The sequence below is a fragment of the Prosthecobacter sp. genome (genome assembly GCF_046154365.1).
GTDB lineage: Bacteria > Verrucomicrobiota > Verrucomicrobiia > Verrucomicrobiales > Verrucomicrobiaceae > Prosthecobacter.
The window spans coordinates 47,700-72,791 of record NZ_JBJXFV010000210.1 but is presented as its reverse complement, the minus strand read 5'-3'; the positions used below and the strand labels follow the sequence as shown (position 1 = coordinate 72,791).

At 60.8% G+C, this 25,092-nt stretch carries 23 protein-coding genes and 1 tRNA gene; 10 read left to right on the top strand and 14 right to left on the bottom strand.

The genetic code is table 11. The features are described 5' to 3' along the window. The 11 genes from ACKVY0_RS27000 to ACKVY0_RS26950 form a co-directional block, all read right to left on the bottom strand. On the bottom strand, window positions 1-190 hold a 190-nt coding region (locus tag ACKVY0_RS27000; RefSeq protein WP_409217980.1), incomplete at its 3' end, for a hypothetical protein. Further along, window positions 187-585, bottom strand: coding sequence for a hypothetical protein (locus tag ACKVY0_RS26995; RefSeq protein ID WP_409217979.1), 399 nt, complete (start codon window positions 583-585; stop codon window positions 187-189). The genes ACKVY0_RS27000 and ACKVY0_RS26995, both read right to left, overlap by 4 nt. Before the next feature lie 433 nt (window positions 586-1,018). Beyond that, the gene (locus ACKVY0_RS26990; RefSeq protein WP_409217978.1) at window positions 1,019-1,630 is read right to left on the bottom strand and encodes a class I SAM-dependent methyltransferase; all 612 of its coding nucleotides are present in this window, start codon (window positions 1,628-1,630) and stop codon (window positions 1,019-1,021) included. Window positions 1,631-1,694: 64 nt separating this feature from the next. Continuing rightward, complete coding sequence (locus ACKVY0_RS26985; RefSeq protein WP_409217977.1) at window positions 1,695-1,985, bottom strand: virulence factor; 291 nt, start codon at window positions 1,983-1,985, stop codon at window positions 1,695-1,697. Between the two features lie 3 nt (window positions 1,986-1,988). Next, complete coding sequence (locus ACKVY0_RS26980; protein WP_409217976.1) at window positions 1,989-2,180, bottom strand: DUF5397 family protein; 192 nt, start codon at window positions 2,178-2,180, stop codon at window positions 1,989-1,991. A gap of 46 nt (window positions 2,181-2,226) precedes the next feature. Next, window positions 2,227-2,592: a hypothetical protein gene (locus ACKVY0_RS26975; protein ID WP_409217975.1), complete on the bottom strand. Its 366-nt coding sequence runs from the start codon at window positions 2,590-2,592 to the stop codon at window positions 2,227-2,229. 249 nt (window positions 2,593-2,841) lie between these two features. Beyond that, window positions 2,842-3,795, bottom strand: coding sequence for an FAD:protein FMN transferase (locus ACKVY0_RS26970; protein WP_409217974.1), 954 nt, complete (start codon window positions 3,793-3,795; stop codon window positions 2,842-2,844). A gap of 116 nt (window positions 3,796-3,911) precedes the next feature. Continuing rightward, window positions 3,912-4,316, bottom strand: coding sequence for a roadblock/LC7 domain-containing protein (locus ACKVY0_RS26965; RefSeq protein ID WP_409217973.1), 405 nt, complete (start codon window positions 4,314-4,316; stop codon window positions 3,912-3,914). 43 nt (window positions 4,317-4,359) lie between these two features. Next, window positions 4,360-5,001 (bottom strand): GTP-binding protein, encoded by a 642-nt coding sequence (locus ACKVY0_RS26960; RefSeq protein ID WP_409217972.1) that lies wholly within the window; start codon window positions 4,999-5,001, stop codon window positions 4,360-4,362. Window positions 5,002-5,060: 59 nt separating this feature from the next. Beyond that, a complete protein-coding gene (locus tag ACKVY0_RS26955; RefSeq protein WP_409217971.1) occupies window positions 5,061-7,829 on the bottom strand; it encodes a hypothetical protein in 2,769 nt (922 codons plus the stop codon). A gap of 268 nt (window positions 7,830-8,097) precedes the next feature. Continuing rightward, a complete protein-coding gene (locus ACKVY0_RS26950) occupies window positions 8,098-8,220 on the bottom strand; it encodes a hypothetical protein (protein ID WP_409217970.1) in 123 nt (40 codons plus the stop codon). Between the two features lie 101 nt (window positions 8,221-8,321). On the opposite strand from ACKVY0_RS26950, the gene ACKVY0_RS26945 reads away from it, so the two are divergent. The 4 genes from ACKVY0_RS26945 (at window position 8,322) to ACKVY0_RS26930 (ending at window position 12,693) form a co-directional block, all read left to right on the top strand. Then, window positions 8,322-8,396, top strand: a tRNA-Glu gene (locus tag ACKVY0_RS26945). Window positions 8,397-8,467: 71 nt separating this feature from the next. Beyond that, entirely contained in the window at window positions 8,468-9,412 is a 945-nt protein-coding gene (locus tag ACKVY0_RS26940) for a GDP-L-fucose synthase family protein (protein WP_409217969.1), read from the top strand. A gap of 56 nt (window positions 9,413-9,468) precedes the next feature. Next, the gene (locus ACKVY0_RS26935) at window positions 9,469-10,752 is read left to right on the top strand and encodes a class I SAM-dependent methyltransferase (protein ID WP_409217968.1); all 1,284 of its coding nucleotides are present in this window, start codon (window positions 9,469-9,471) and stop codon (window positions 10,750-10,752) included. A gap of 192 nt (window positions 10,753-10,944) precedes the next feature. Beyond that, window positions 10,945-12,693: an ABC transporter ATP-binding protein gene (locus ACKVY0_RS26930; RefSeq protein WP_409217967.1), complete on the top strand. Its 1,749-nt coding sequence runs from the start codon at window positions 10,945-10,947 to the stop codon at window positions 12,691-12,693. A 9-nt stretch (window positions 12,694-12,702) separates the two neighbouring features. On the opposite strand, the gene ACKVY0_RS26925 is transcribed toward ACKVY0_RS26930, so the two are convergent. Continuing rightward, entirely contained in the window at window positions 12,703-14,889 is a 2,187-nt protein-coding gene (locus ACKVY0_RS26925; protein WP_409217966.1) for an AMP-binding protein, read from the bottom strand. A 274-nt stretch (window positions 14,890-15,163) separates the two neighbouring features. Here ACKVY0_RS26925 and ACKVY0_RS26920 point away from each other — a divergent pair, with 274 nt between their 5' ends. The 6 genes from ACKVY0_RS26920 (at window position 15,164) to surE (ending at window position 23,030) form a co-directional block, all read left to right on the top strand. Next, complete coding sequence (locus ACKVY0_RS26920; RefSeq protein ID WP_409217965.1) at window positions 15,164-16,417, top strand: class I SAM-dependent rRNA methyltransferase; 1,254 nt, start codon at window positions 15,164-15,166, stop codon at window positions 16,415-16,417. A gap of 63 nt (window positions 16,418-16,480) precedes the next feature. Beyond that, the gene (locus ACKVY0_RS26915) at window positions 16,481-18,322 is read left to right on the top strand and encodes a GreA/GreB family elongation factor (protein ID WP_409217964.1); all 1,842 of its coding nucleotides are present in this window, start codon (window positions 16,481-16,483) and stop codon (window positions 18,320-18,322) included. Window positions 18,323-18,432: 110 nt separating this feature from the next. Further along, a complete protein-coding gene (locus tag ACKVY0_RS26910) occupies window positions 18,433-19,785 on the top strand; it encodes a hypothetical protein (protein ID WP_409217963.1) in 1,353 nt (450 codons plus the stop codon). A 396-nt stretch (window positions 19,786-20,181) separates the two neighbouring features. After that, window positions 20,182-21,069: a sugar phosphate isomerase/epimerase family protein gene (locus ACKVY0_RS26905; RefSeq protein WP_409217962.1), complete on the top strand. Its 888-nt coding sequence runs from the start codon at window positions 20,182-20,184 to the stop codon at window positions 21,067-21,069. A gap of 81 nt (window positions 21,070-21,150) precedes the next feature. Then, the gene (locus ACKVY0_RS26900; protein WP_409217961.1) at window positions 21,151-22,137 is read left to right on the top strand and encodes an MDR family NADPH-dependent oxidoreductase; all 987 of its coding nucleotides are present in this window, start codon (window positions 21,151-21,153) and stop codon (window positions 22,135-22,137) included. Window positions 22,138-22,340: 203 nt separating this feature from the next. Next, a complete protein-coding gene (gene surE, locus ACKVY0_RS26895) occupies window positions 22,341-23,030 on the top strand; it encodes a 5'/3'-nucleotidase SurE (protein ID WP_409217960.1) in 690 nt (229 codons plus the stop codon). Between the two features lie 234 nt (window positions 23,031-23,264). Here surE and ACKVY0_RS26890 read toward each other — a convergent pair whose 3' ends face one another. Together ACKVY0_RS26890 and ACKVY0_RS26885 are read right to left on the bottom strand one after the other, a co-directional pair. Further along, complete coding sequence (locus tag ACKVY0_RS26890) at window positions 23,265-24,215, bottom strand: hypothetical protein (protein WP_409217959.1); 951 nt, start codon at window positions 24,213-24,215, stop codon at window positions 23,265-23,267. Between the two features lie 129 nt (window positions 24,216-24,344). Continuing rightward, entirely contained in the window at window positions 24,345-25,082 is a 738-nt protein-coding gene (locus ACKVY0_RS26885) for a fibronectin type III domain-containing protein (RefSeq protein ID WP_409217958.1), read from the bottom strand. Between the last annotated feature and the right edge of the window lie 10 nt (window positions 25,083-25,092).

The following is a 25,092-nucleotide window of genomic DNA, read 5'->3' as shown; positions in this document are numbered from 1 at the left end:
AGGCCGCGAACGCGATGGGAATGCCTCCCAGCCAGGTGATCAGCGCAATCGTCGTGGCAAGGCCGCCGAGCAGGAGCAGTGTGAACCACGGCTCCTTGTCCCGGACCAGGTAGTGCGCGAGGAAGCCGTAGCCCATGCCGCTGAAGAGGACATAGGGAATGAGCAGCAGCCAGAGGAGCTTCGGTTTCATCGGCTGTTGGGTGGTGTGTGCGCAGCCATCGTTGGGGCATGCACCGGTTGCTTCAGACGGACCAACTGATAGCCACCGTAAAAATCGACGATGAGTTCGACGCCATCCCCGGCAAGCGCCACCTGCACCCCCCGGCCGCCGGGCAGCAGACCGATGATTCTACCGCTGGCTCCGGCATGTGGGCCGAACTGCACCTTCACATGGTCTCCCGGTTTGAAACGCATCAGACGGTCGGCGATGAAGACCGCCAGCCAGAGCGCCCCTGCCACCGTAAGCACCCCGAATCGTACGGGCCAGCTTCCCACCATGACCACGCTGATGGCGGTCAATGCCAGCAGGAGATGCAGATATGCGCTATTCACAAAGCCCGCCTCGGTTCTGCGTGTGATTTTCATGAGGCTGATGTTGGAATGGCGGGAAGGATTGAGGGTGTTTTACCATCCCTGGCTGCCAGCAGGCAAGCCCATTGACAGCCCATTGACGCCGTCGAAGCAAAAGCACACCCCCAGATCACGAAGCCGCAAAGTGACCCCACTTGGCCCCGAAGTGACCCCACACAGCCGTAAAGTGGCCCCACTTCGAGTTTATACTTGGAGTCTTCAAGATGTGTGATTTTGCCGCAGATTCAGGGAAGCCACAGATTGTTTTTGTCTGGTAATCTGCGGTTTTCCTGAATCTGCGGCCAATCCTCCGTTTCACAAAATGTGATGACGCGCAGTATAAGTCGCCGGTCGGGAATGGCGTGCTGGGTCTGGAGAGCTTCGCATGGATAAAGACATGCCAGCAACCGCTGGAGCTTGGGTCTCAGGCGATCTCGTGGGAGAGCAGTCAGTGCCGTTTCTCGGCCACGGTGGCCCATTTGCCTTTGTCGTGGTCGCCGTCGGGGAGGTTGCACATCTCGCTGAGGAGGATGGTGAAGCCGGTTTCCTCCAGCACGGTGGTCATGCGCTGGGGCGTCAGGCTGTCGTAATAGAACGCGTGGCCGAACATCGTGTCGGTGAAGCCTTCCTCTCCTGTCACGTTGCCGCCGCTGCTGATCATGAGCCGCCCGCCGGGCATGAGCCAGCGGTGGATCTTGCGGATGATGGGCGCATGCTCCGCACGCGGCAGATGGAAGAGCGAGTCCCAGCAGACCACGGCGGCAAAGGTCTCCGCAAACTCCACCTCCTCGATCAAGGCGTGAATCCAGCGCTGTTCGGGCAGTTGCGCCCGCGCCAGGGCCAGCAGCGTGGCGGAACCATCCACGCCTACGACGTGATGCCCACGCGACACGATGTGCGCAGCGATGGGCCGCCCCGTGCCGCAGCCGAGATCGAGGATCGTGCTGCCCGCTGGCAGCGGATCGAGCAGCAGCGCCAGATACTCCGCTTCCTTGGGTTGCAGTGTCGTTCGCAACGCATGGAAGTGCTCGGCGATGGCGTCGTAGGGGGCGCGGGTCATGATGGAAAATAGATCTGGCCACCGGTCAATTCCAGCGTCCCTCACCGTACTGCTGCATGTCGCGTCAAGACGGCGTCGTGCTTTTGATGATTGGCGTAAAGTCGCTCCAGTTTTCGATGCGGAAGCCGCGAATGTCCCGCACGACCCTGGCAAACCACGGCAACGCCTTCAATGCCAGCAGTGCAGCGAACAGGTTCGCCATGTCGTTGTTCTCGCACACATACACACTGCCCTGGATGCGCTCGAAGCTAAACTGCTTCAGCACTGCGCCGATGTCCGTGTAAGTGGCCGTCACACCACGCGGGTGATGCTCCGCCGCGTCGGCAACTACGAGATCGAAGGCGATGGCAAACATGGCTTACTTCGCTTCGGGATCTGCGAGCGCCTGCGCCACCGGATAGTCCAGTTCCTCCCCGGTCTGCACCACCACCACATGTACTTTTTGGCCGTTCACCGTGCTGGTGACTTCATAGACCGGGCCGTCGTCACCGAAACTGCGAAAGGTTCCCACCAGGTCGGCGGCGGTTTGCGGTGCGGTGAGTGTTTGCATGCTTGGACACTAACCGATTCGGCCAGCCGGTCAATTCCAGCGTCCCTCACCGCGCCAGTCTCACATCCGGTCGGGCTTTCTGGAAGGCTGGAGCACGCAGGTCTTGCGTGTCGGTTGCGATGCCGGGAAGGATGAACTTCGCCATGACCTGCGCCTCGTTCTTGAAGCGTTCCATGTAGCTGGTGTCCTCGTCCTCCACCTCGGGCGGGAGGATTTTGATCGCGACGGGACAATTCAACGACTTCTGCCTGCCCTTGTAAAACGCGCCCATGCCACCGCGACCGAGCCGGCACTCGACCTCATAATGCGGCAGCAGCATGAAGAGATGCTTTGCGCTGGGTGGCAGCCACTTAAACCCGCCGCCGGGAGAGCGCTGGTAGCCGGTGGGTGTGGGGTTGGCGGGATCACTCATACATGGCGCACACCTGAATTATGGAGAATGAGTGTGGCGTCAGCCCGCTCGTCATTTGGGCGTACGCTGGCCGCGCAAGGGCGAAGAAGTCGGGCGGGCTATCGCCACACCCAACCTACGACAGCATTCCGGCGATACACCCCTCATACACGATCAGGTCGGAAAAGATCGCGCCAGTCATACGAAATGGCAGGAACACTGGCAAGAGGGGAATGCTGCAGCCAGCACCGATGTCTGAGAAGCCATGCCTCAAGGCACGGCAAACTTCACCGTCACACCACGCAGCTTTGCCACGATTGCTTCACCCCGCTCTTTGCCCAACACGCACATTGCTGTCGCCAATGCATCGCTGGTGGTGCAGTCGGGGGCGATGACGGAGCAGGCGATGCGGGTGGTGAGGGCGAGGCCGGTCTGGGGGGAGAGGATGTGAGAGTAGCGCACGCCTTCGATCTCGGTGAACTGATAGAGATCGCCGGAGGTGGAGACGCCGCAGTGTTTGAGGCGGACGGTTTCCATTTTTTCTTCGGCGTCGGGCGTGAGTTTGGTGAAGGTGCGGAGTTTGATCTCCCAAGCGTCCTCGCCGGGCGGAGGATCGCCGATGGCGATGTCGCCACCGGCCATGACGAGGGCGCGGGTGAGGCCGTGCTCGCGCAGGATGCGGAGCCCTTCATCGGCCGCGTAACCTTTGGCGATGCCGCCGAGATCGAGGAGCATGCCGGGCTTGAGGAGCGTGATGGTTTGCGCCTTGTCATCAAGCTGAACGGCACGCCAGTCGGTGGCGGCGAGGGCTTTGGCAAGGCGGTCGGCAGGCGGGAGTTTTTTGACGCGTTTGGTGCGCCGCCAGAGCTGGGTGAGATTGCCGCAGGTGGGATCGAAGGCACCGTCGGTGAGGCGGGCGAGGTCAAGGGAGTGGGAGATGAGAGCGAACAGCGCGGGACTGGCTTTGAAGGGCGTGTTGGGACCGGCGTTGCAGAGCTGCATCAGCTCGCTGTTGGGTTCGTAGTCGGAGAAGACGGTATTGAGGTGGGCGATGTGCTTGAAGGCGGCAGCGGCGGCCTGTTCGGCTTTTTCCTTCGAGTCCGCATGCAGGGAGATGCGGAAGGTGGTGGCCATGAGCGGCGCGGAGAAATCGTAGCGCTGCTGGGCGTGCGCAGGGAGAGCGAACGCGAGGAGAGTGAGGGCGATCAAAGCGATGCGGGACATGAGGCGGGAAAAAGTGCTACCACAGAGATCACCGAGTCGCACAGAGATGGAATCGAAACTCCGTGGTTCTCTGTGACCTCTGTGGTGAATCCGGTTGTGTGGGTTCGCCGCAGCATTCACCAAGCCGGTTCGGCGTGGAGAGCAGAGGCGAGATCGAGAGATGCGGTAGAAGCGGGAGGGCGAGCGGTTTCCAGTAGAGTCGCGAGGTGCTGGCAGACGCTGCGCACGAGGGGAATGGCGTCGGCGTTTTGGCAACGAATGAGCAGCAACCGATGCTGCGGGAGGCTGTGCAGATAAATGCAGCCGCCCTCGTGCTGCTGGATGATTTCGAGACAGTCGCCACTGCCAGAACGGCGGCCGAGTTCGGACGCGGCGGCGAGGGTGGCATGCGCAAGGACGAGAACGGCCGCAGAGGGTGCTTCCATTTCACCTGCACAGTCGAGCAAGCGTCCTGCATCATCGGCGATGACGGCTTGTTGAATGCCGGGAAGCGACGCGAGCGCTGTGAGTTCCAGATTCATCCAACGGAGGTCAAGGAGTCAAAGGTCAAGAGGGTCAAGCTTCTCACGCGGCGAGGGCGTGGGTGGGAAGCTCGTTGGGAGCATTCTCGGGGGCGGTACGGAGGCGAAACTGGTGGAGGACGGCCTGGGAGATGGCGTTGAGCGTCGCCAGCACGTTGCGGCCGGTGCGGGCGTCGGATTCGAAGCTGAGGAAGGGCGTGGGCCGGTTGTTGAAGAGGTATTCGAGGTATTCGACGGGCGCGGCGTTTGGCAGATCGCGCTTGTTGTATTGCAGGACGATGGGGAGGCGGTCGAGCGAGCTGCCGTTCATGCGCAGATTGGCTTCGAGGCTTTGGAGGGACTGCAAGTTGTCGCGCTGGCGGTCCATCTGCGAATCGGCGACGAAGACGACGCCGTCTGCCTGACGGAGGACGAGCTGGAGGGTGGCGTTGTAGGTGACCTGGCCGGGAACGGTGTAGAGGTGGAAGGTGGTCTTGTAGCCGGGCAAGGCGTCGGCTTCGACGGCGAGGAAGTCGAAGAACAGCGTGCGATCCTGGGCCGTGGAGAGCGAGACGAGGTCGCTGCAGCCCGTTGGGTCGAGCTTGGTGTGGATCTGCTGCAGATTGGCGGTCTTGCCGCTGAGCGGGGTGCCGCAATAGACGATCTTGAAGCTGATGGTGTGGTCGTCGTGATTGATGCTGGGCATGATGTAGAAATGACGAAATTCGAATGAGGAATGACGAAACCGATGCCGCAGAAGCAGCATCAGCCGAGCATGCGGGCGAGTTCGCGTCCGATGAGAGTGATCTTGTCACGCAGGCCGGTGGAAGGCTCGTCATCATGCAAGACGCCGATGATGGTGTCACCTGGGAAGCAGAAAGTGAGCAGACGACCACCAGCGTTGAGCGTGAAGGTTTCAGCGCCTTCAATGCCGATGAGTGGAGCGAGACCACGCAACTGGCGGGCGATGTCGGGGGCCTGACGCTGGAATTCGACGGCGTCGGCCTTGGATGAGTCGGCATGACTGAGCACATGCGAACCATGCAGGCAGACGCAGGCGCTGAGACCGGTCTGCCCTGCGAGGAGTTCGACGACACGCGGTGCGGCGAGTTTTTCCTCGGTGCCAAGCAGAGCACGGAGCAGGAGTTGATCGGTCTGCGTGTCGAGCGGAGCGAGACCGAGGAAGGAATGCTTCACGGCAGTCATTTTGGCCGGAGCCGCAGCGGCAGGGGCGAATGCTGGCGTGGGTTTGGGTTCAGGCCGTGGCTGCGGAGCTGGCTCCGCAAAGAGCGGCGCACTGGCTGGCTGCGTGCTGAACAATCCGCGTGAAGCGGGCGCTGGCGGCTGCGGGATGGCAGGCATTTCATCCAAGGCCGGGGCAAAGGAAGGCATCGGCTTGAAGGATTCTAAGGCCGGCTCGGCAAATGGGCCGACGGCTCGATTGACCTCGGGCGCTGGTGGTGGTGCAAAGACGGAAGGAGCGGCCTGGCCGAGCAACTGAGCGCTGCTGAAGCCGGATTCAGGTGGAGCTTTGGCTGCCAGCGATCCGGTCGATGAAGCGGCAAAGGGATCGAATGGCTTCGTGGTCGGGGACAGGGGCGAAGCCTGCAACGGCGGCTGACTGGCGAAGAGCGAAGGCTGCGCGCCAAAAGGCTGAAAGGCTCCTGCGAGCGGCTGCAATGGAGCGGCTGCCGCAACCTGAGATACGGTGGGGAACAAAGGCTGTGAAGCCGGGGCTTTCTGCGGCGGCGCTGCTGGAGCCGGCTGCGACCATGTCGGCAGTGCAGGTTCGGCTGCCGTCGGCGAAGTGAAAGCGAATGGTGAGGGTGCGCCGGGCTGCTGCGCAGAACCGAAAGCCGAAATCGATGCCGGTGCCGCAGGCGGCTGACTTTGTGCGAAGGGATTCAACGCCGCACCGAACTTCGGGGTGAGTGATGAAGACGCAGGCGCGGGCGTTTCCGCCATGGGCGGAGCAGCGAAGACCGACAGCGGATTCTGCGGTGCTGGTGGTGACGCGAAGGAGGGCATCGCAGGTGCCGCGAATGAAGCCGGAGGCGACATTTCCACGCGATCGACCTGACCGGAGGGTGCGCCGGGTTGAATGGTAAAATTGTTCGCCGGTGCGACAGGACGCGGAGCAGGAGCGGCCTGATTGCCGAAGGGAGACGGCGCAGCGGCGGGCGTGGCCAAAAGGCTGGTGAGCGCATGGAAGACTTCGTTTTGCGGCAGTCTGACCCGGAAATCACGCTTCGCGGTGGCGAGCGTGTTGCGGAAGCCGAGATCGGAAACGCCGTCGATCAGAGTGCCTAGCTCCACGATGACGCTGCCGGATGAAATCTGCTCTTGCAGCGTGCTGGCAGCAACGCTGGTGGTGATCCACGCCGGGACCACGGCTGGATTGAAGCCGAGTTCTTCAACGCTGTAGCCGTTCAGTAGGGCGGCAAATCCCAATTTGGCCACGCCTGAAGCAGATGCGGCATGGCCAGGCATTGCGGCGGGTGCCGCGTGGGCAAACGATTGCGGCGGAGGTGCGAACGTGGGCGCGGGTTCAGCCTGGGGCGATGCTTCTTTCATCGCGGCGGCAAAGGGCGATCCAAAAGGCATCGCGGGAGCCGTTGCTGACATGGCAGCAGGCGTAGCGGCGTTTTCCTGAGATTTCGGAGTGAACAGACCGGTGATGGATAGCTGCGGTGCTGCTGGAGCAGGACTGAAAGACGCGGGACTGGCCGTCGGAGCCGCAGCAGAGAACGGTGAAGCAGCCTGCTGTGGCATGCCAAAAGGTGATCCTCCCGCAGCGCTGCCAAATGAGAATGGTGTGGCCAAAGGTACTCCTGGAGCCGACATCATGCCAAACGGAGTGGCGGGCGGTGCTTCCGCTGCTGGTTTGATGGAGAATGGCGAGGGTGACGGTGCTGGAGCAGGTTCAGGAGCCGTAAAAGCTGGTGAAGCAGCAGCGAAGGGACTCATCGGGAACGCTTGAGCAGTCGCTGCCGCAGCTTCAGCCGCCGGTGGAGCCATCTGGAAGGGTGAGGCAACGGGTGCCGAAGCCGCAGCAGGTTGAGCGAATGAAAAAGGTGATGGCGCAGATAGAGCCGGTGGCGCAGGAGCGTTTTCAGCCCCCTGCCCTTCCCGTGCCTGCGCGATCAATCCTGGCAGCTTTGCGGCAGGCAGCGGCACGAGACGTGGATCCTGGGGAGAGATCGGCACCTGAAACAGCGCCGGGCAGACACGATACAACTCAAACACGGGCAGCGCCGCTTGTCCGCTGCGCAACGCATTCTCCAGCAACGCGGGCGGCAACGACAGTGGTTGCTCCAACGGCAATGCGCCCGCACGCACGACTTCCGGCGGCAGTTGGTTGATCACATCCCCCACTGTAAGCGGCGCATTCGTGGGCGTAGCGCCAGCGATGCTGAACGGCGACATGCCCAGGGTCGAATTGATCGGCGGCGCAGCAATGGGTTCATTTCCTGCGGTTTTAAACAGCGGACTGCCACCGATTTGAAACGGCGATGCACCGGGAGGAGGCTGCATGGTAGAAGAGGCTTGCATGAATGGATGACTGGGTGAGGTCGTGCCAGCCATGCCCGGATGACTCCGTGCGAAGTGTTGATGAGCGCCCTGCACCGGCTCATCAGAACCGGTGCCACGCTGAAACAAACTTCGGAACGAAAAACTCATCGGAGAATGGAGCGGACCGACTCAGCAAAGTAGCAAGTCTGTATGAAAAATCTAGTTTTTATAAATGAATACCCCGGCATTTGCGTTAATTAGGCGATCTTAAGTATTGCGGCACAACAGTTCAAGATTTTTTCATCTGCTTTCTTGGTTTGAATGTTTGTTCAGCAGACTTGAGGCCAAGTGCTGGCATTGCCCACAGCGTTGCAATCAAACAATGCACTTCGATCACGCCGAAAAAACGCATGCTGTCGTTGTTCCACGAACGAATTTCACACACCTTGAATTTTCTCTTGCGCAATCACGCATTGAACGCACTATCCCGGCCCGCTCAACCCGAGTAAAAAAGACCCCTTCGTCTAGCGGTTAGGACACATCCCTTTCACGGATGCGACACGAGTTCGATTCTCGTAGGGGTCGCCACTTCATCATGGCACACAGATGAAGTTGAACCAGTGCTGGACACCGCAGGCACATCCGCTAGGCATCCATGCATGTCTTCATCAGGCGGAAAGCTTTTCATCACCGGTCACCAAGGTCTCGTCGGCCGCGCACTGCTGCGTCACTACGCCAGCAAACCCGAATGGCAGATCATCACACGCACGCGTGCGGAACTTGATCTGCGCGATCAGCACGCCACGGAAGCCTTCTTTGCAACAGAGCAGCCAGACCAGGTGATTCTTGCCGCCGCCACCGTCGGCGGCATCAAGGCCAGCTACACGCACCCGGTCGATTTCCTTCTGAACAACCTGCAGATTCAAAACAGCGTCCTTTCCGCAGCACACCGTTACGATACCAAGAAAGTGCTCTTCCTGGGCAGCACCTGCATCTATCCCAAAGCTGCTGCGATGCCCATTCGCGAAGACAGCCTGCTCACCGGGCCGATGGAAAGCACCAACGAGCCGTATGGCGTTGCCAAAATTGCCGGCATCAAGCTCTGCCAGGGCTATCGCCACCAGTATGGCCGTGATTTCATCTGCGGCATGCCCGCCAACCTTTACGGTTCCTTCGACAACTTCGATCCCGAGCACTCGCACGTCCTGCCCTCGCTCATCCGCCGCTTCCACGAGGCCAAACTTCACGACACACCGACTGTCACACTCTGGGGCAGCGGCAATCCGAAGCGCGAGTTCCTCTTCGTCGATGATCTCGCCTCCGCCTGCGCCTTCCTCCTCGAAAACTACAGCAGCGCCGACATCATCAACATCGGCTGCGGCTGGGAAATCAGCATTCGTGAAGTAGCGGAGATCATTCGCGAGATCATCGGTTATCAAGGCGAAATCCTTTGGGACACCACGCAGCCGGATGGCAATCCGCGCCGCTTGCTCGACATCAGCCGCATGGAACAGCTCGGCTGGAAGGCAACGACTGATTTTCGTCAGGGCATCGCCGCCACCTACCAGTGGTTCCTGGACAATCGTGCCACCGCCCGTGTCTAAGCTGCAAGGCATGAACTCCGGCTGGACACGTCCGCGCATCAATGCCAATTGACCTAATGGCAATTCAAGCTTTCCGCCCCGTCCTCATCACCCGTAACACCTGCCGCATCTGCGGCTCGCGCAGTCTCACGCCCGTCGTCAGTCTCGGCGATCAATTCATCGGTGGAGTCCTCGCCAGCGCTGATGGCAGCGCCCTCATCAAGCGCAAGGTCCCGCTCGATCTCGTGCGCTGCGACCCCTCCCAGGATGAAAACGCCTGTGGTCTCGTGCAGATGCGCCACTCCGTGCCGCCGAAGGTGCTCTACCATCGCTACTACTACGAATCTGGCATCAACCAGTCGATGATCGACAACCTCTCAGGCATCACTCAGCTCGTCGAACAGACTGTCGCTCTCAAAGCCAAGGACATCGTGCTCGACATCGGTTGCAACGACGGCACGCTCCTCTCCAGCTACAAAACGCAAGGCCTTCGCCACATCGGCATCGATCCCTCCGACGTGGCGCTCAAAGCTCGCGCAAAAGGCTTCGAGGTTGTGAATGACTTCTTCACCGCACGCGCCTTCAAGAGCGTCCACACCACCGAAAAAGCCCGCGTCGTCACCAGCATCTCCATGTTCTACGATTTGGAGAACCCGCACGCCTTCGTGCAGGACATCGCCGACGTGCTTGCCAGTGACGGCATCTGGATTCTCGAGCAGAGCTACCTGCCCGCGATGCTCGACATCAACAGCTTCGACACCATCTGCCACGAGCACTTGGAATACTACTCGCTCGCCGTGCTGGAGCGCCTTTTCGGCGACCACGGCCTCGAAGTCATCGACGTGCATCTCAATGACGTGAACGGCGGCAGCTTCCGCCTCGTCGTCGCCAACGCTGGCCAGGTCAAACCCAGTGCTGAAGCCGCCGCACGCGTGCAGGAACTCCGCATCCGCGAATTTGAAATGGCGATCGACAGCGACGCGCCCTACGCCGTCTTCCGTGAAAATATCGAGCGCATCCGCACCGACCTCACCGCCTTCCTCAAGAAGGCCAAGGCCGAAGGCAAAATCGTTCACGGCTACGGCGCTTCCACCAAAGGCAGCACCACGCTGCAGTTCTGCAACGTCACGCCCGATCTCGTCTCCGCCATCGCCGATCGCAATCCGATCAAGTGGGGCAGCTACACCATCGGCACGCAGATCAAGATCATCTCGGAGGAAGAATCCCGCGCCGCCAAGCCCGACTACTACCTCGTGCTCCCCTGGCACTTCATGCCCGAGTTCCTCAAGCGCGAAACCGACTTCCTCGCCCGCGGCGGCAAATTCATCGTCCCGATGCCGCAGGTTCACCTCGTCGGCTGAATCCGGTCTCCAGCTTGCTCGTCTAGCCCGCAGCTTCCACACTCTCTTGTGAATGTGTCACAGCGTGTCGGCTGCATTTTTTGTAGCTCGGTATTCCGATACCGAGTCGGCACCTTCGCGGAATCGGAATTCCGCGCTACAATCCCGCGCCGCTGCTGACTGCATATGAGTAATGCAGGGCAGATCACTCCCATGGACGCCAAGCCCGAGCCAATGACCAATCGCAGCGCGCTGCGTCGTCTGCTGGCGTTTGCACGCGGCCACTGGCGCATCGCCGCGTGGCAGTTCGCACTCGCTGTCGCCGGCACCGCACTCATCTTTGTGTTTCCCGGCGTCGTGCGTTGGTTCATGGATGAAATCATCCCGCAGAAGCGCAGCGATCTCATCTGGCAGGCCGGCGGCCTCGCGTTATTCGCGTTCACATTACGCGAAGGCCTATTTTACTTCCGCACGCGAGTAAACTGCTCCTTCGAACAGCGCCTGATCACCGATCTGCGCGCTCAACTTCATCACAAGGTCGAACTGCTACCGCTGCGTTGGTTTGATCATCAAAGCACCGGCGACATCCTCACCAAACTCGCCGACGACGTGCCCGCCACGCAGCGCGTCATCCTTGAAGGCATCGAGCAGGGCCTCACCGCCGTGCTGCAAATCATCGTCACCGCCATCGTCATGCTCATCGCGGATGCCAAGCTCGCTTTGATCGTGCTCGCTCCCACACCGCTCATTGCCGCCGGAGGGTGGATCTACTCCCGCTGGGTGTCCCCACGCGCCACCGCCGCCCGCGAAGCGACGAGCACCCTCAACGCAACGCTGCACGACACCATCACCGGCATCCGCCAGCTCAAGAGCTTCACCGCCGAAGAAACACGCCAGTCTCGTTTTCTGAGCGCCAGCAATGCGCTCAAAGACAAACAAACCCGCCTCATGGCTGCATGGGCGTTTTATGCGCCGTCCATGACACTGCTGGGCAATGGTGGCCTCGTGCTGCTGCTCATGGCCGGTTCCTGGTGGTGCGTGCAGGGCCATATGACGCCCGGCCAGTTGATGCAGTTCATCCTGCTCGTCGGTTTCCTTTACGAACCCATCGCCCGCCTCCACGGCGTCAATCAAACCCTGCTCAACGGCCTTGCCGCCGCCAAACGCGTCTTCGCCATCCTCGACAATGAAACCGAGGAAGACCTCGAAACAGGCACGCAGCTTCAAACCGTGCGCGGCGACATCGAATTCCGCTCAGTCTCCTTCGCTTATCGCGAAGACAAACCCGTACTGCATGAGGTTTCATTCCGCGCCGACCGTCATCAAACCATTGCCATCGTCGGCAGCACCGGCTCCGGCAAAAGCACGCTGTTCCAGCTCCTCACTCGTTTCTACGATCCGCAAAGTGGCACCATCACGCTCGACGGCACGCCATTGCAAAATCTCAGCAAGCGCTCACTGCGCCAGTCGCTCGCCTACGTCACGCAGGAAGCCTTCCTGTTCGCTGGAACCGTCCGCGAGAACCTCCATCTCGGCAATCCTGCCGCTACCGATGATCAATTGTGGGCCGCCTTGCGCGATGCCTGTGCCGAAGACTTCGTGAAACGCCTTCCCGAAGGTCTCGACGCCGAAGTCGGCGAACGCGGCGTCCTGCTCAGCGGCGGCGAACGCCAGCGCCTCGCTCTCGCCCGCGCCTTCCTCAAAAACGCGCCGATCCTGCTCCTCGATGAAGCCACTTCGTCCGTCGATGTGAAATCCGAGCACCTCATTCAGGCAGCGCTCACCAAACTCCGCGCCAACCGCACCAGCCTCATCATCGCCCACCGCCTCAGCACCATCATCGCCGCCGACGTCATCTACGTCCTCCACCAGGGCCGCATCCTCGCGCAGGGAACGCACGACGAACTCCTCCACTCCTCCGGCTACTACCGCGAAATGGCCGCCCTCGCCTTCGAGAAATAAACGAGAATCTCACATCCCTGCCTTGGCGATCTTCTCGCAGCTCTGCACATCGAGTTTGCCGGAGGCGAGCACGGGGATGTCGCTGACGCGGATCATCTTTTTGGGAATCCACAGCGGCGGCATGCCTTTGTCGAGCAGGCGGTAGCGCAGATCGAGGATTTCCTGATGCTCAGGGCCGCCGGGAATGCTGGTGAGGAGGATCAAGGCTTCGCCACGATCCACATCGGGAACACCGACGACGGCGATCTTGCGCACGGCTTCGTTTTCGAGCCCCATGGCTTTGACGAGCGCTTCTTCGACGGTTTCATGGGGCACCATTTCGCCGGCGATCTTGGAGAAGCGGCTGAGACGGCCTTCGATGTAAAGGAAGCCGTCGAGATCAAGGCGGCCGATGTCACCGGTGCGGAACCAGCCGTCCTGCAGCACATCGGCGGTGCGCTTGGGATCGTTGAGGTAGCCTGCAAAGACATTCGCCCCCTTGAACCAGATCATGCCGCTCTGATGAATCGGCACCGGCTTGCCAGTGTCAGGGTTGGTGATGCGCACCGCCATGCCCGGCACGACATGACCGACGGAGCCTTGACGATGGCTGGGCAGCCAGACGTAGCCGTTCTCCTCGTCGCCGAGCGGTTCGGGATCGGGCAGGTTCAAATTGGAGGCGGGGGAAGTTTCCGTGAGGCCGTAGCCTTCCAGCACGCATTTGCCAAAGCGGGTTTCAAACGCATCGGCCACGCTGCGTGGCAGTTTTTCCGCGCCAGTGACGCAGAGCTTGATGGAAGCGAGCTGCTCACGATTCACGCCGCGCAGATAGCCGCGCAAGAAGGTGGGCGTGGCGATCATGAGCGTGACGCGGTATTTCTCGATGAGTTCAGCGAGCTTCTTCACCTCCAGCGGCGTGGGATAGGTGACGAGATGCAGTCCGTAGATGATCGGAAACCACAGCGTGACGGTGGAGCCGAAGCTGTGAAACAGCGGCAGGCAGCCAAGGATGCCGTCATTGCTCTGCATGCCGAGGCGGCTGCCGAACTGCATGACATTGGCAAGCAGGTTGCGGTGCGAGAGCACCACGCCCTTCGGCGCACCGGAACTGCCGCTGGTGAACAGCAGCAGCGCCTCTCTGTTGCCGCCTTTCTTCGCGATGCCGAGCAAAGCGGCGAGCACCGCCGCCGGCAGCGTCTTGCTGAGCAGGAGCCACTTCACGATCGAGAATTTCAACTTCGGCAGGATGCGTTCGATGAGCACGAGCTGCTTGCTCGGCGGCCAGGGGAAGCTCTGCATCTTGCGCACAAAAATGTCTGCGGTAAGAAAGCGGTCAATGCCGCTCTGGCGGATGGAGCTGTCGATGGCGGCACGTCCGGCGGTGAAGTTGAGGTTCACCGGAATTTTCCCGGCCAAGATGACCGCCACATTGCAAATGAGGCCGCCCAAGCCCGGTGGCAGGATAATGCCGACGCGGGGCAGTTTTGTCTCGCGCCGCACCACCTGGGAAAGCGCCAGCGCGGTGGCGAAGACCTTGTCAAACCGCACCACCTTGTCGTCCTTGCCATCGACGACGCTGTTGCGTGTGCCGAACCTTTTGAAGCCCTGGATCAGGGCATAGCCGAGGCTGAGTTCAAGCGCGGGACACTCGTTGATGCTTTGCTCGGACAACTGTAGCAGGCACTCCTGATAGGTGGCCAGATTCACGTCCGGGCCTTGCAGGAGCTTGCCGAAGTTGAAGATCGTCTCCGCATCGGTGTATCGGCGTTCGATCGGCAAAGCGGTGTCCTGACGGCGATGCACAAACAAGGGCAGCAAGGGGATTTCGGCCTTGAGCAGGAATTCCAGCTTCGCGCCGGGTACCGTGGTCATGGGCGAGGTCATCGTGGCCGCCTCGGCGGGCAGATAGATGATGACCGCACCGCTCTTGGCGGCATCCTTCATCGCCTGGAGGTACGCGGACATCTCCGTCTCCCCCGGTGTGAATTCCATGGCGTGTACCGTATCGCGCTCCAGATGCGCTCGCAGCAGCGGATGCAGCGCCGCGCCTTTCTTCACCAGATAAATGATCTCCCGCGCCTCCAGCACGAGTTCCAGCCGCAGCAGGTCAAAATAACCGAGCTGGCTGGGCAGAATCATGAACCCGCCACCTGCGGGCAGGTGTTCTTTGTTGAGGATCGTGAGGTCTTTGAGAGTAACGGGCTTGTCAGAGGCCATGAGAGGGGGCGCGGAATGCAGCGGTACCTAAACGGGGAGCGACGCCCATGCCAGCGGGAAAAGGTCCGTGAAGAGGTTTGCCGTGGCTGACAATGGTTTGCCGTTGTTTGCGGTGGTTGACGATCAAACCATCTGCCTTCCACGATTGCAAACCATCGTCAACGCCCGCGCTTCATCCTTCGCAGTAGTGCTACGGAGAATGGAAGCGCACCTTCAACCATTGCAAACAACGGCAAACAACTGCAAACAATGGTAAACCACCGCAAACTCCCCCATGCCGCCCCCTGACCCGCGTTACCCCCGCCGCGAATCCGCCCCCCCGAGCACCACGCCGCCGCCAGACAGCGGCGACTGGCTGCGGCCCTGGGCGCAGATGAAGTATTTCTCCTTCAATCCGGCGGTGTATCCCAACATGATTCGCGCCGTCTCGCCTGACGCCGGTCCCGGTGATCTGGTGAACGTCTATGACAAGGAGGGCCAGCTTTTCGGCAGCGGCTTCTTCAATCCCAAGGCCCGCGTGCCATTGCGTGTCATCCAGCATGGCGAAGACGTGCTCACCGAGGACGCGCTTGATGCCCGCGTCGATGCCGCGCTCGATCTGCGCCTCAAAACCCTGCGCCTCAACGAAACTTCCGAAGCCTGGCGTGCCGTGCATTCGGATGGCGACGGTCTCAGCGGCCTCATCGTCGATCGTTACGCGGACGTGCTGTCCATCGAAGTCACCACGCTCGGCGTATGGCGTCGCCTGCGCCGCTGGTTGCCGAAGCTGCATGCCGCGCTCGGCACCTCGCAGCATCTCATCGAAGTCGATCCCGACATCGCCCGCATTGAAAACATGCGCTGGTCCGACGTGCCCGAGGCCGACGATCCCGCGCCACGCGGCGTGCGTGTGCGTGAAAACAATGTGCGCTATCAAGTCAGCTTCGAGGACGGCCACAAGACCGGCTTCTTCTGCGACCAGCGCGACAACCGCCTCAAGTTCGCGCATCTCGCCAGAGGCCGTCGGGTGCTCGACCTGTGCAGCTACACCGGCGGCTTCGCCCTCAGCGCCAAAGTCCTCGGCGGCTGCGAGGACGTGACCGGCGTCGATCTCGATGAGAAAGCCATCGCCCAGGCCAAGAAGAACGCCGACTTGAATCAAACCCGCATCGACTGGGTCCATGCCGACACCTTCACCTGGGGCCGCCAGATGCAGCAGAACGGTGCGCTGTGGGACGCCATCGTGCTCGATCCGCCCAAGCTCGTCTTCTCCCGCGATCCCGAGGAAGGCCAGCTCGGCCGCAACAAGTACTACGACATGAACGCCGTCGCCCTCGGCCTGCTGCGGCGCGGCGGTCTCTTCGTCACCTGCTCCTGCTCCGGCCTGCTCGATGTCGCCGAGTTCGAAGAGATCGTCATGCGCGCCGCGCACCGCAACAAACGCCGCCTGCAAATCATCGACCGCACCGGGGCCGGCGCCGACCATCCCATCATGTCCAACTGCCCCGAAGGCCGCTACTTGAAAGTCCTCTGGTGCCTCGCGTGGTGAGTCGTGTGATTGCTTGCAGGTTTCCTTTGCTCAAACCCTGTCACCGTCTAGTCTGAGCGTCCCATGAATCCAGAGGTGCAAAACATTGTGGCCGCAGGCAAGCTCCCTGCCGCTGACGGCGAAAAACTTTCCAAACTCGAACCCGGCACCATCGCAGTGCATAAAAGCTGGGGCGTCGGCAAAATCACCGAATGGGATTTGCTCGGTGACCGCCTGCTGATCGACTTCGAAGGCAAGCCCGGCCATCCTCTGAAGCTGTCCTTCGCCATCACCTCGCTGGAGATCATTCCTGCGGATCACATCATGGCCCGCCGCCTCACCGACCTGGACACGCTCAAGGAGATGGCCGCGAAAAATGCGCCCGGCCTCGTCGAACTCGCCCTCAAGAGCAGCGGCAACTCCCTCCATCTCGACGCGCTCGAAAAACTGCTCAAGGGCCGCATCATCAGCGACGCTGATTATAAGAAGTGGTGGGAAGGCGCCAAGCGCGCGCTCAAAACACACCGCCACATCGTGGTGCCCTCCAAGCGCACCGAAAACCTCGTGCTGCGTGACCAGGCGGAAAACGCCGGTGCCCAGATGGTGAAGGCCTTCCTCGCCTCGCGCGATTTGAAGGGCAAGCTCGCCACGCTGGCCAGCATCCAGAAGGACATCGACCTGTTCAGTGATCCGAAGGTGGATCTCATCCCCGTCTTCCAGGACATCTCCGACTCCGCCCGCAAGAGCGTGAAGCTCAACCTCAAGGAATGCCTGCAGCTTCTCCTCGCCCGCGACGAACTCATCGAGAACCTCGCAGCCACCGCGCCGATGGGGTCGATGAAGATTTCCGATCTCATCGTCGAGACCAAGGAAGTGCTGGCCGATGCCATCAAGAGCCTCTCCGCCGGTCTGCTGGGCCGCATTTACCGCGCCTTCCCGGAAGCCTTCCCTAATCGTGGCTGGGTGCCTGAGATTCTGCACCATCTCACCAAGACCGGCGGCCGTGCCGTCGCTGAAATCGCCACCGTGCTCGATGCGAATGATGAACTCGACGTGCTGGCCGAGGCGCTGAAAAAATCCCTGCGCAACCGCATGCTCTCCGCCGACCTCCTCATCTGGATGGCCCGCGAGCGCAAAGGCCTCGCCGAATCCGTCTTCGACATCGACCTCGGTCACGCCATCCTCGGCGTCATCGAAAGCGACCACATGGAAGGTGGCCCCAAACGCACCGGCCGCCTCCAGGATCTCCTGTCGGATGACAAGACTCTGCTGGGCGAAATGGTGGCCGATGCCGAAGAAGAAGATGTGCGCCTGCTCTCCAAGCGCCTCATCAACGGCTCACTCTTTGACGAACTCACCCGCCGCTCCCTGATGGCGCGCATCATCAAGGTGCGTCCTGAAATGGAAGCCATGATGGACGAAAACGCCGGCCCGCGTCATGACGACTCCCTCATTGTTTCCTGGGCCAGCCTGGAAAAGAAAAAGACGGAACTCGAAGACCTCGTCAACGTCAAGATTCCCGACAACAAGCGTGAGATTCAGATCGCCCGCGACGAAGGCGATCTCCGCGAAAATGGCGGCTACAAAGCCGCCCGCGACCAGCAGTCCGTGCTCCTGCGCATGCAGGGCAAGCTCGAGCGCGAGCTGCGCAACGCCCGCGGCACCGACTTCGCCAACGTGCCGACCGACAAGGTCGGCATCGGCACCGTGGTGGATGTCGTGGATCTTGCCTCCGGTGCCACCGAAGTCACCACCATCCTCGGTGCCTGGGACGGCGATCTGGACAAAAACATCATCAGCTACCTCTCCGAGTCTGCCAAAGCCCTCATCGGCAAGGCGGTCGGCGACGAACTCGACCTTCCGACCGAAGCCCTGCACGGCACCCGCAAGGTGAAAGTTGCGGCGATCCGGGCGTTCAGCGCGTAGGCTTCATGCGGCGCACTCGCTGTCGTCAAACAATTTTTAGCAGCGAGTGTGATGACAATTTCAGGATGAATTGTCGCGGAGTACGCATACCATCCGCGCCCTTCCAGCCAATGCCATCACCCACAACCACGTTTGTCCCGTCATCGCTCCAAGCAAACTGTCGATCCTCACGCCGCAGTACTGCTGTGCCCGGCGCTGGCTGGCTGGCTGGCCTGCTCCTCTTCACGCTGTCGCTGACCGTCGCCCAAGGGCAGATCACCAGCGCTGAAAACCTCGGCCTCAATCTCGGTCAGAACACCCTCCTGGCTCCGCAGGCCCAGTCCGCCCCCCCGGCCATCTCCGTCTTCGACGCCAATCCTGGGCCCTGGGGCAAACTGCAATGTACTTATGTATTTCTCGAAGCCCCCAAAAGCCTGATCGAAGGTTTTTCCCTGCCTAGTCCGATCCCGCGCTGGTCGTTCCCGGAATCTTCTCTGGCCTCCCTGCCGGAGTTGTTTGCCAAGGCGGGCTTGTCGAAATCGTTGATCGCAGCACTGCTGTCCCCGACAACCCAGGTCAAGGAGGGCACGCATGTTCATCTCTTCCCTCCTCTGGCTGAACTTGAAGCCATCACCCAGGAGTCACGTGCGGTCATTTATGGCGAACTCGCCAAAGATCCGGCCAATGAATACCACGCGGACCCGGTCCTCATCATCGGCACCACCGTCGAGGAATGGTACAAAGGCAGCAAACTGCGCCCGGAACTCATCGCAAAAATTCAAAAACTCAGCTACATGCGCGGTGAAACCATCGCTTTCAGCGATATTCCCGCCCTGCTGAACTACGCGCAGTCGGACTCCGAGGCGCGCACCATCTTCAAGGCCTGCACCCGCACCCGCACCCTGATGGTGCGCATGAAACTCGACCGCACCTCAAACGCCGAACAGATCATCAATTACTGGACGGTCGGAGCAGGCCTCCGCCGCAAAGATTTGGAGCCGCTGATCAACTCCATCGTCGAAATCGACGGGATCGATGATCTGGGGCTCGTGCATGTCCTACCCGCGTTAGTCCGCAAGCTTCTGTACACCTACCCTGGCCTGGACATGGCCAAATACGGCATCATGCCGGACTGCCACTGGACCTCGCTCAATTTCTTCAACTTCGAGCCGCACCAATACCTGCTGGACGCCCGCCTGGCCACCAGCCAGGTGCTGGAGCAGTTCACACCCGTGGAGCCACCCTATCAATACGGCGACATTTTGTTCTTCCTCGACAACACCACCGGCGACGCCTACCACTCCTGCGTCCATCTGGCTGACAATATTGTCTATACCAAAAACGGCCGCAACCTGCTCTCCCCCTGGCTGCTGATGCGGTTGGAGGATGTGAAGAAGGTCTATCTCTACAAGGGCAACGGTCGAGTGCAGGGCTTCCGCCGCAAGGACATCGCCGCGCAAAAGTCCGTGAAGGAAGGCGAGTAGTCTGCATTTCTCACACCCTCGTGTGGCATGAAGTGCTCAGTTCTCAGTCAATGTCGTTAAGTTAAGAAGAGATTGCCGCAGATTCAGGGAAGCCGCAGATTTCTCGCCTGAATCGTCTAATCTGTGGTTTTCCTGAATCTGCGGCATTCATTCATGTGCTGTCCTTAACTTAACGACATTGAGTGCTCAGTCCAAAGACGCTGACTCGAAACTGAGCACTGAGCACTGAGCACTGAGCACTGAGCACTGAGCACTGAGCACTGAGCACTGAGCACTGAGCACTGAGCACTGAGCACTGAGCACTGAGCACTGAGCACTTTGATCAATGCGGTGTGTGAAATGCCGGCTGCAATGATCGCACCCAGCGGTGCGTTACATCAGCCACACTCACCCACCATGAACTCACGCCGCCACTTCCTTCACACCGTCCTCGGTGCCAGCGCCGCCTCAGCCTTCGCCGCTGATGCCAAGCTCACTTACAAGGGCGAGAACATCCAGTTCGGCCTCGTCACCTACCAGTGGGGCAAGGACTGGGATCTGCCCACGCTCATCAAAAACTGCGAGACCGCGAAGGTGCTCGGTGTGGAACTGCGCATCGAGCATGCGCACAAGGTCGATGTCTCGCTCACGCCCGAGCAGCGCAAGGAGGTGCGCAGCCGTTTTGAAGACTCCCCCGTCGATGTCCTTGGCATGGGCACCAACTTCGAGTTTCACTCGCCCAATGCGGATGAACTGAAGAAAAACATCGAAGGTGCCAAGGCTTTCATCAAGCTCAGCCATGACATCGGCGGCACCGGCGTGAAGGTGAAGCCCAACGCGCTGCCCAAAGACGTACCGATTGAGAAGACGCTCGTGCAAGTCGGCAAGGCGCTCGCGGAACTCGGCGATCATGCCATTGGCTTCGGCCAGGAAATTCGCCTCGAAGTGCATGGCAAGGACAGCTCCGAGCTGCCGCACATCAAAACCATCATGGACGCCGCCGACCGCGACAACGTGCGCGTCTGCTGGAACTCCAACGACACCGACCTCATCGGCGCCGGACTGGAGGCCAACTTCGCCCTCGTCAAAGACCGCCTCGGCCACACCGTTCACATTCGCGGCGTCAATCTCAGCACCTACCCGCTCGACAAGCTCGCCAAACTGCTCGTCGAGATCGACTACGAAGGCCACGTCTGCCTCGAAGCCCATAAAATGCCCGATGGTGATCCCGTGGCCGCGCTCGCTGAACAACGCGAACTCTTCATGGATCTCGTCACAGCGGCACGCATGACGGTGAAGGACTGAGACGGCCGAAGAGTCTTCAAGCAGTCAAGCGCACGCGACGCTTGACCTCCTTGACCATCTTGACCACTTGACCGCACCCTCATGACCTCCCGCCACCTCCAATTCGACCGCACCGGCAGCCCCGCCGAAGTCCTCCAGCTCAAAGAGCACACGCTCACAGCTCCCGAAGGCCATGAAGTCCGCGTGCGCATGCGTTACGCGCCCGTGAACCCGGCAGACATCAACTTCATCGAAGGCACCTATGGCCGCGCCGCGCATCCGCCCTGCATTCCCGGTCATGAAGGCAGTGGCGAGGTCGAAGCCGTCGGCAGCGCCGTCACCTCACTCGCCAAAGGCGATGTCGTCATCCCGCTGCTCGGCACCGGCTGCTGGACGCAGCATCTCACCGCCGCTGAGCATCACTTCGCCAAACTGCCGCCGCAGATCGACGCCGTGCAGGCCAGCATGCTCCGCATCAATCCCGTCACCGCCTGGGCGCTGCTCAAACACTACACCGATCTCAAACCCGGCTCCTGGGTGGCGCAAAATGCCGCCAACTCCGGCGTCGGCCGCGCCTTGATCCAGCTCGCGCATCACTTCGGCCTGCGCACAATCAACTTCGTCCGCCGCGTTGAGCTATTCGATGAATTGAAATCCCTCGGTGCCGATGCGGTCGTGCTCGACACCGATGAAGGCGTCGCCGAGGCCAAAAAAATCATCGGCAGCGATCCCGTACGCCTCGCCACCAACGCCGTCGGAGGCGACAGCGCCATCCACCTCATGGATCTGCTCAGTCCTGAAGGCATTCACGTCACCTATGGCGCGATGAGCCGCCGCAGCCTCAAAGTACCGAACAAATTCCTCATCTTCAAAAATCTTCAGCTCCACGGCCTGTGGATCACGAAATGGTTTGAGAAGGCCAGCACCCCCGAACTCTACGAAGTGCTCGATCCGCTCACCGCGCTCATCGAAACCGGCGACCTCGTCACCGCCATCGACGAGATCGTACCCCTCGCCGATTTCAACCACGCCATCACCCGCGCCCAGGAAGGTTCACGCAGCGGCAAAGTCATCCTCGACCTCGCCTGACACGCCAGCGGAGAGCATCAGACCATCAGACCATCAGACTTTCAGACTTTCAGACTTTCAGACTGAGAGACTGAGAGACTGAGAGACAGGGAGACTGGGAGAGTCTGATTGTCTGATTGTCTGATTGTCTGGCAGTCTGGCAGTCTGACAGTCTGACAGTCTGATTGTCTCATCCTTCCTCCCACCACTCCATGATTCCACCCATGCACGTCCTCCTCACCAATGACGACGGCATCACCGCGCCCGGATTGCAGTCTCTCGCTGACGCCGTGACACAGCTCGGCTGGGAGTTCACCATCGTCGCTCCAGCCTTTGAGCAAAGTCAGTGCGGTCATCGCGTCACCACGCACCAGCATCTCAAAGTGGAGCCGCACGGCGCACAGCGCTTCGCCGTCCATGGCACGCCTGCCGATTGCGTGCGCCTCGCCTTGTTCGCACTCGATGTGCAGCCCGACCTCGTGCTCTCCGGCATCAACGCCGGTGGCAACATGGGCCAGGACATCGTCATCTCCGGCACCGTCGCCGCTGCCCGCGAAGCCGCGTATCACGGCATTCGCGCCATGGCGCTCTCCCATTACCTGATTCGTGAGTTGCAGGTCGATTGGCAGCGCACTGCACGATGGATCGCCGAAATTTTGCAGGAGACACATGCCAAGGCGCAGCCGGAAGGAACTTTCTGGAACATCAATCTCCCGCACCTCCCCGCCACTCATGCTGCCTTGCCACCACGCATCCTCTGCACGCCCGCACGCTCGCCATTGAACGTCGCCTACACCCAAAACGAGCATGGCTACGCCTACAGCGCCTCCTATGCCTCACGCCCGCGAGATCCCGGCTCCGATGTGGATGTCTGTTTCGGTGGCAGCGTCGCCATTTCGCTGCTGCACGTCTGACCCGCCTCATGTCAGGCAGGTTGTTGGCAGTGGCTTGGGCATCCTACTCGTCCTCCTACTCGAACTCGTCCTCGATGCGGAAAGTTGACGATGGTTGACCGTTGGTTGCAGTGGTTGGCGGTTGTTTGCCATGGTTTGAAAACCACTGCAAACGGCGCGCTTCATCCTTCGCAGTAGTGCTACGGAGAATGGCAGCGCCCTCAACAACGGCAAACCATGGCAAACTTCCGCCCCCTACCGCCGCAGCGCGTTGATCAGCTCGTTCATCTTCGCTCGCATCACCTCCAGATCAGCCAGCGTCGGTGGATCATTGGCAAAGGGCGTATCCAGTGTGCTCACCACGTTGCTGTTGTTGCTCGTCCCACTGATCGCACTGCTGAGCTGCGCATTCGTCACCTCACCGGGCGAACCTTGCGGCCCACTGCCACCATCGTTGCCGGTAAACCCACGCGGGATGTTAAAGACCATGTGCACAAAGCTGCCATCGAAGGTCGTCTGCACCGATGCGGGATCACTCGGGTTCAGCATGTTCACGCCATCAACGATGAAGTTCGTGAACGGCGGGCCTTGGGCACCATCACTGCCGTTGCTGCCCGGCGTTCCCGCCGCACCATCGTTGCCGGCAAAGCCACGCGGGATATTGAAAATAATCCGCACGGCGTTGCCATCGAAGTTCGACTGCACGGAGGCGGGATCAGTCGGGTTCAGCATGTTCACCCCATCGACAATGAAGTTCGTGAACGGCGGGCCTTGCCCACCATCGTTGCCGTTGCTGCCATTCGTGCCGTCACTGCCTCTTGGAATTCCGAATAGCATGCGAACGCTGGCACCGTCAAAGCTGGTCTGCACCGTCGCGTTGTCGCCAGGATTGAGCGTGTTCACGCCATCGACGATGAAGCTGGTGATGGGCGGGCTGCTCACGCCATCTTGACCTCTGGGTATCCCGAAGGTGAAGCGCACATTCGCACCATCCCAGCTCACGCTGGCCTCTGCCGGGTTGCCGGGATTCAGCGTGGTCGTGTTGTCGATCACTGCGCCAGTGACGCTCGTCCCATCGCTGCCGTTCTGGCCGGGCGGCCCGACGGGAATGGTGTCGATCAAATCCTTGAGGCCGTTGAACTGTCCGCGCAGCGGCGCGGACTCGATCTCGGCATTCGTGGGTGGATAGGTGGGGTCGAAGGGCATGGCGTAGCACAAGCGTCCCGCTTGTGAAGGGGTGTTTGACGGTGGTTTGGCACCAAGGAGCAGGACTTGCCAAGTCCTGTGGGAGTCTCCCCCCACCAGCACTTGGCAAATGCCTCTCCTTGTCTTGGATCACGGCGCACGCTCCGTCGCCTCATCACTCCACGTTCCGGGACCGGCGCTGCCGACGGCGCGGACGCGGAAGCCATACAGCGTGCCGGGTGTCAGGCCGGTCACGAGGAGTTTCGCCGCTGTGCTGGATTTGATGGCGGCCCACGGCGCTCCGGGCGTGTCGTGCGGGCGGCATTCCCACTCGTAGCTGCTCGCTCCACGCACCACGTCGCAGCGCAGATCCACCACGCCCTCGTTGTCAGTCGCCGTGGCGCGTAGATCGCCCGGTGCGGGCAGGCTGCCGATGGGTGCGCCGGGGCTGCGCAGCGGGAAGCCCGTGCTTTGCAGCGCGGCCAGGTCGTTCGGCGTCACTGCCTCGCAGTGGTTCGCCCGGGCGGTGATCACGGTGTCCCAGACGCCTTCTTTCTGGTCGCGTATCTGGATTTTCTGCTTCCAGGTGATCTCGGCGGCATCCACATCCTTTTGGGCCGTGTCCAGATCAGCCTGGGCGACCGCCACCTGTGCATCCGAGGGTACGCGAGTGGCATCAGGGTAGCTGGCGTTGCCTGTCATCGCGGTGATGTGCGTCTTGCCCAGCGTGAGTTTGTCTGCGGGCTTTTTCTTGTTGAGTTCGAGCTTGAACTTGGTCATGGCTTTGTTCCTCCGAATCGGTTGGTAGGGAGACGGCACCGGCTCTGAGTCGAATCGCAACCCTTGGTCCATGCGGAGCGGTGGGCTGGAGTCAAAGCGGAGAGGCATGACGGTGTCA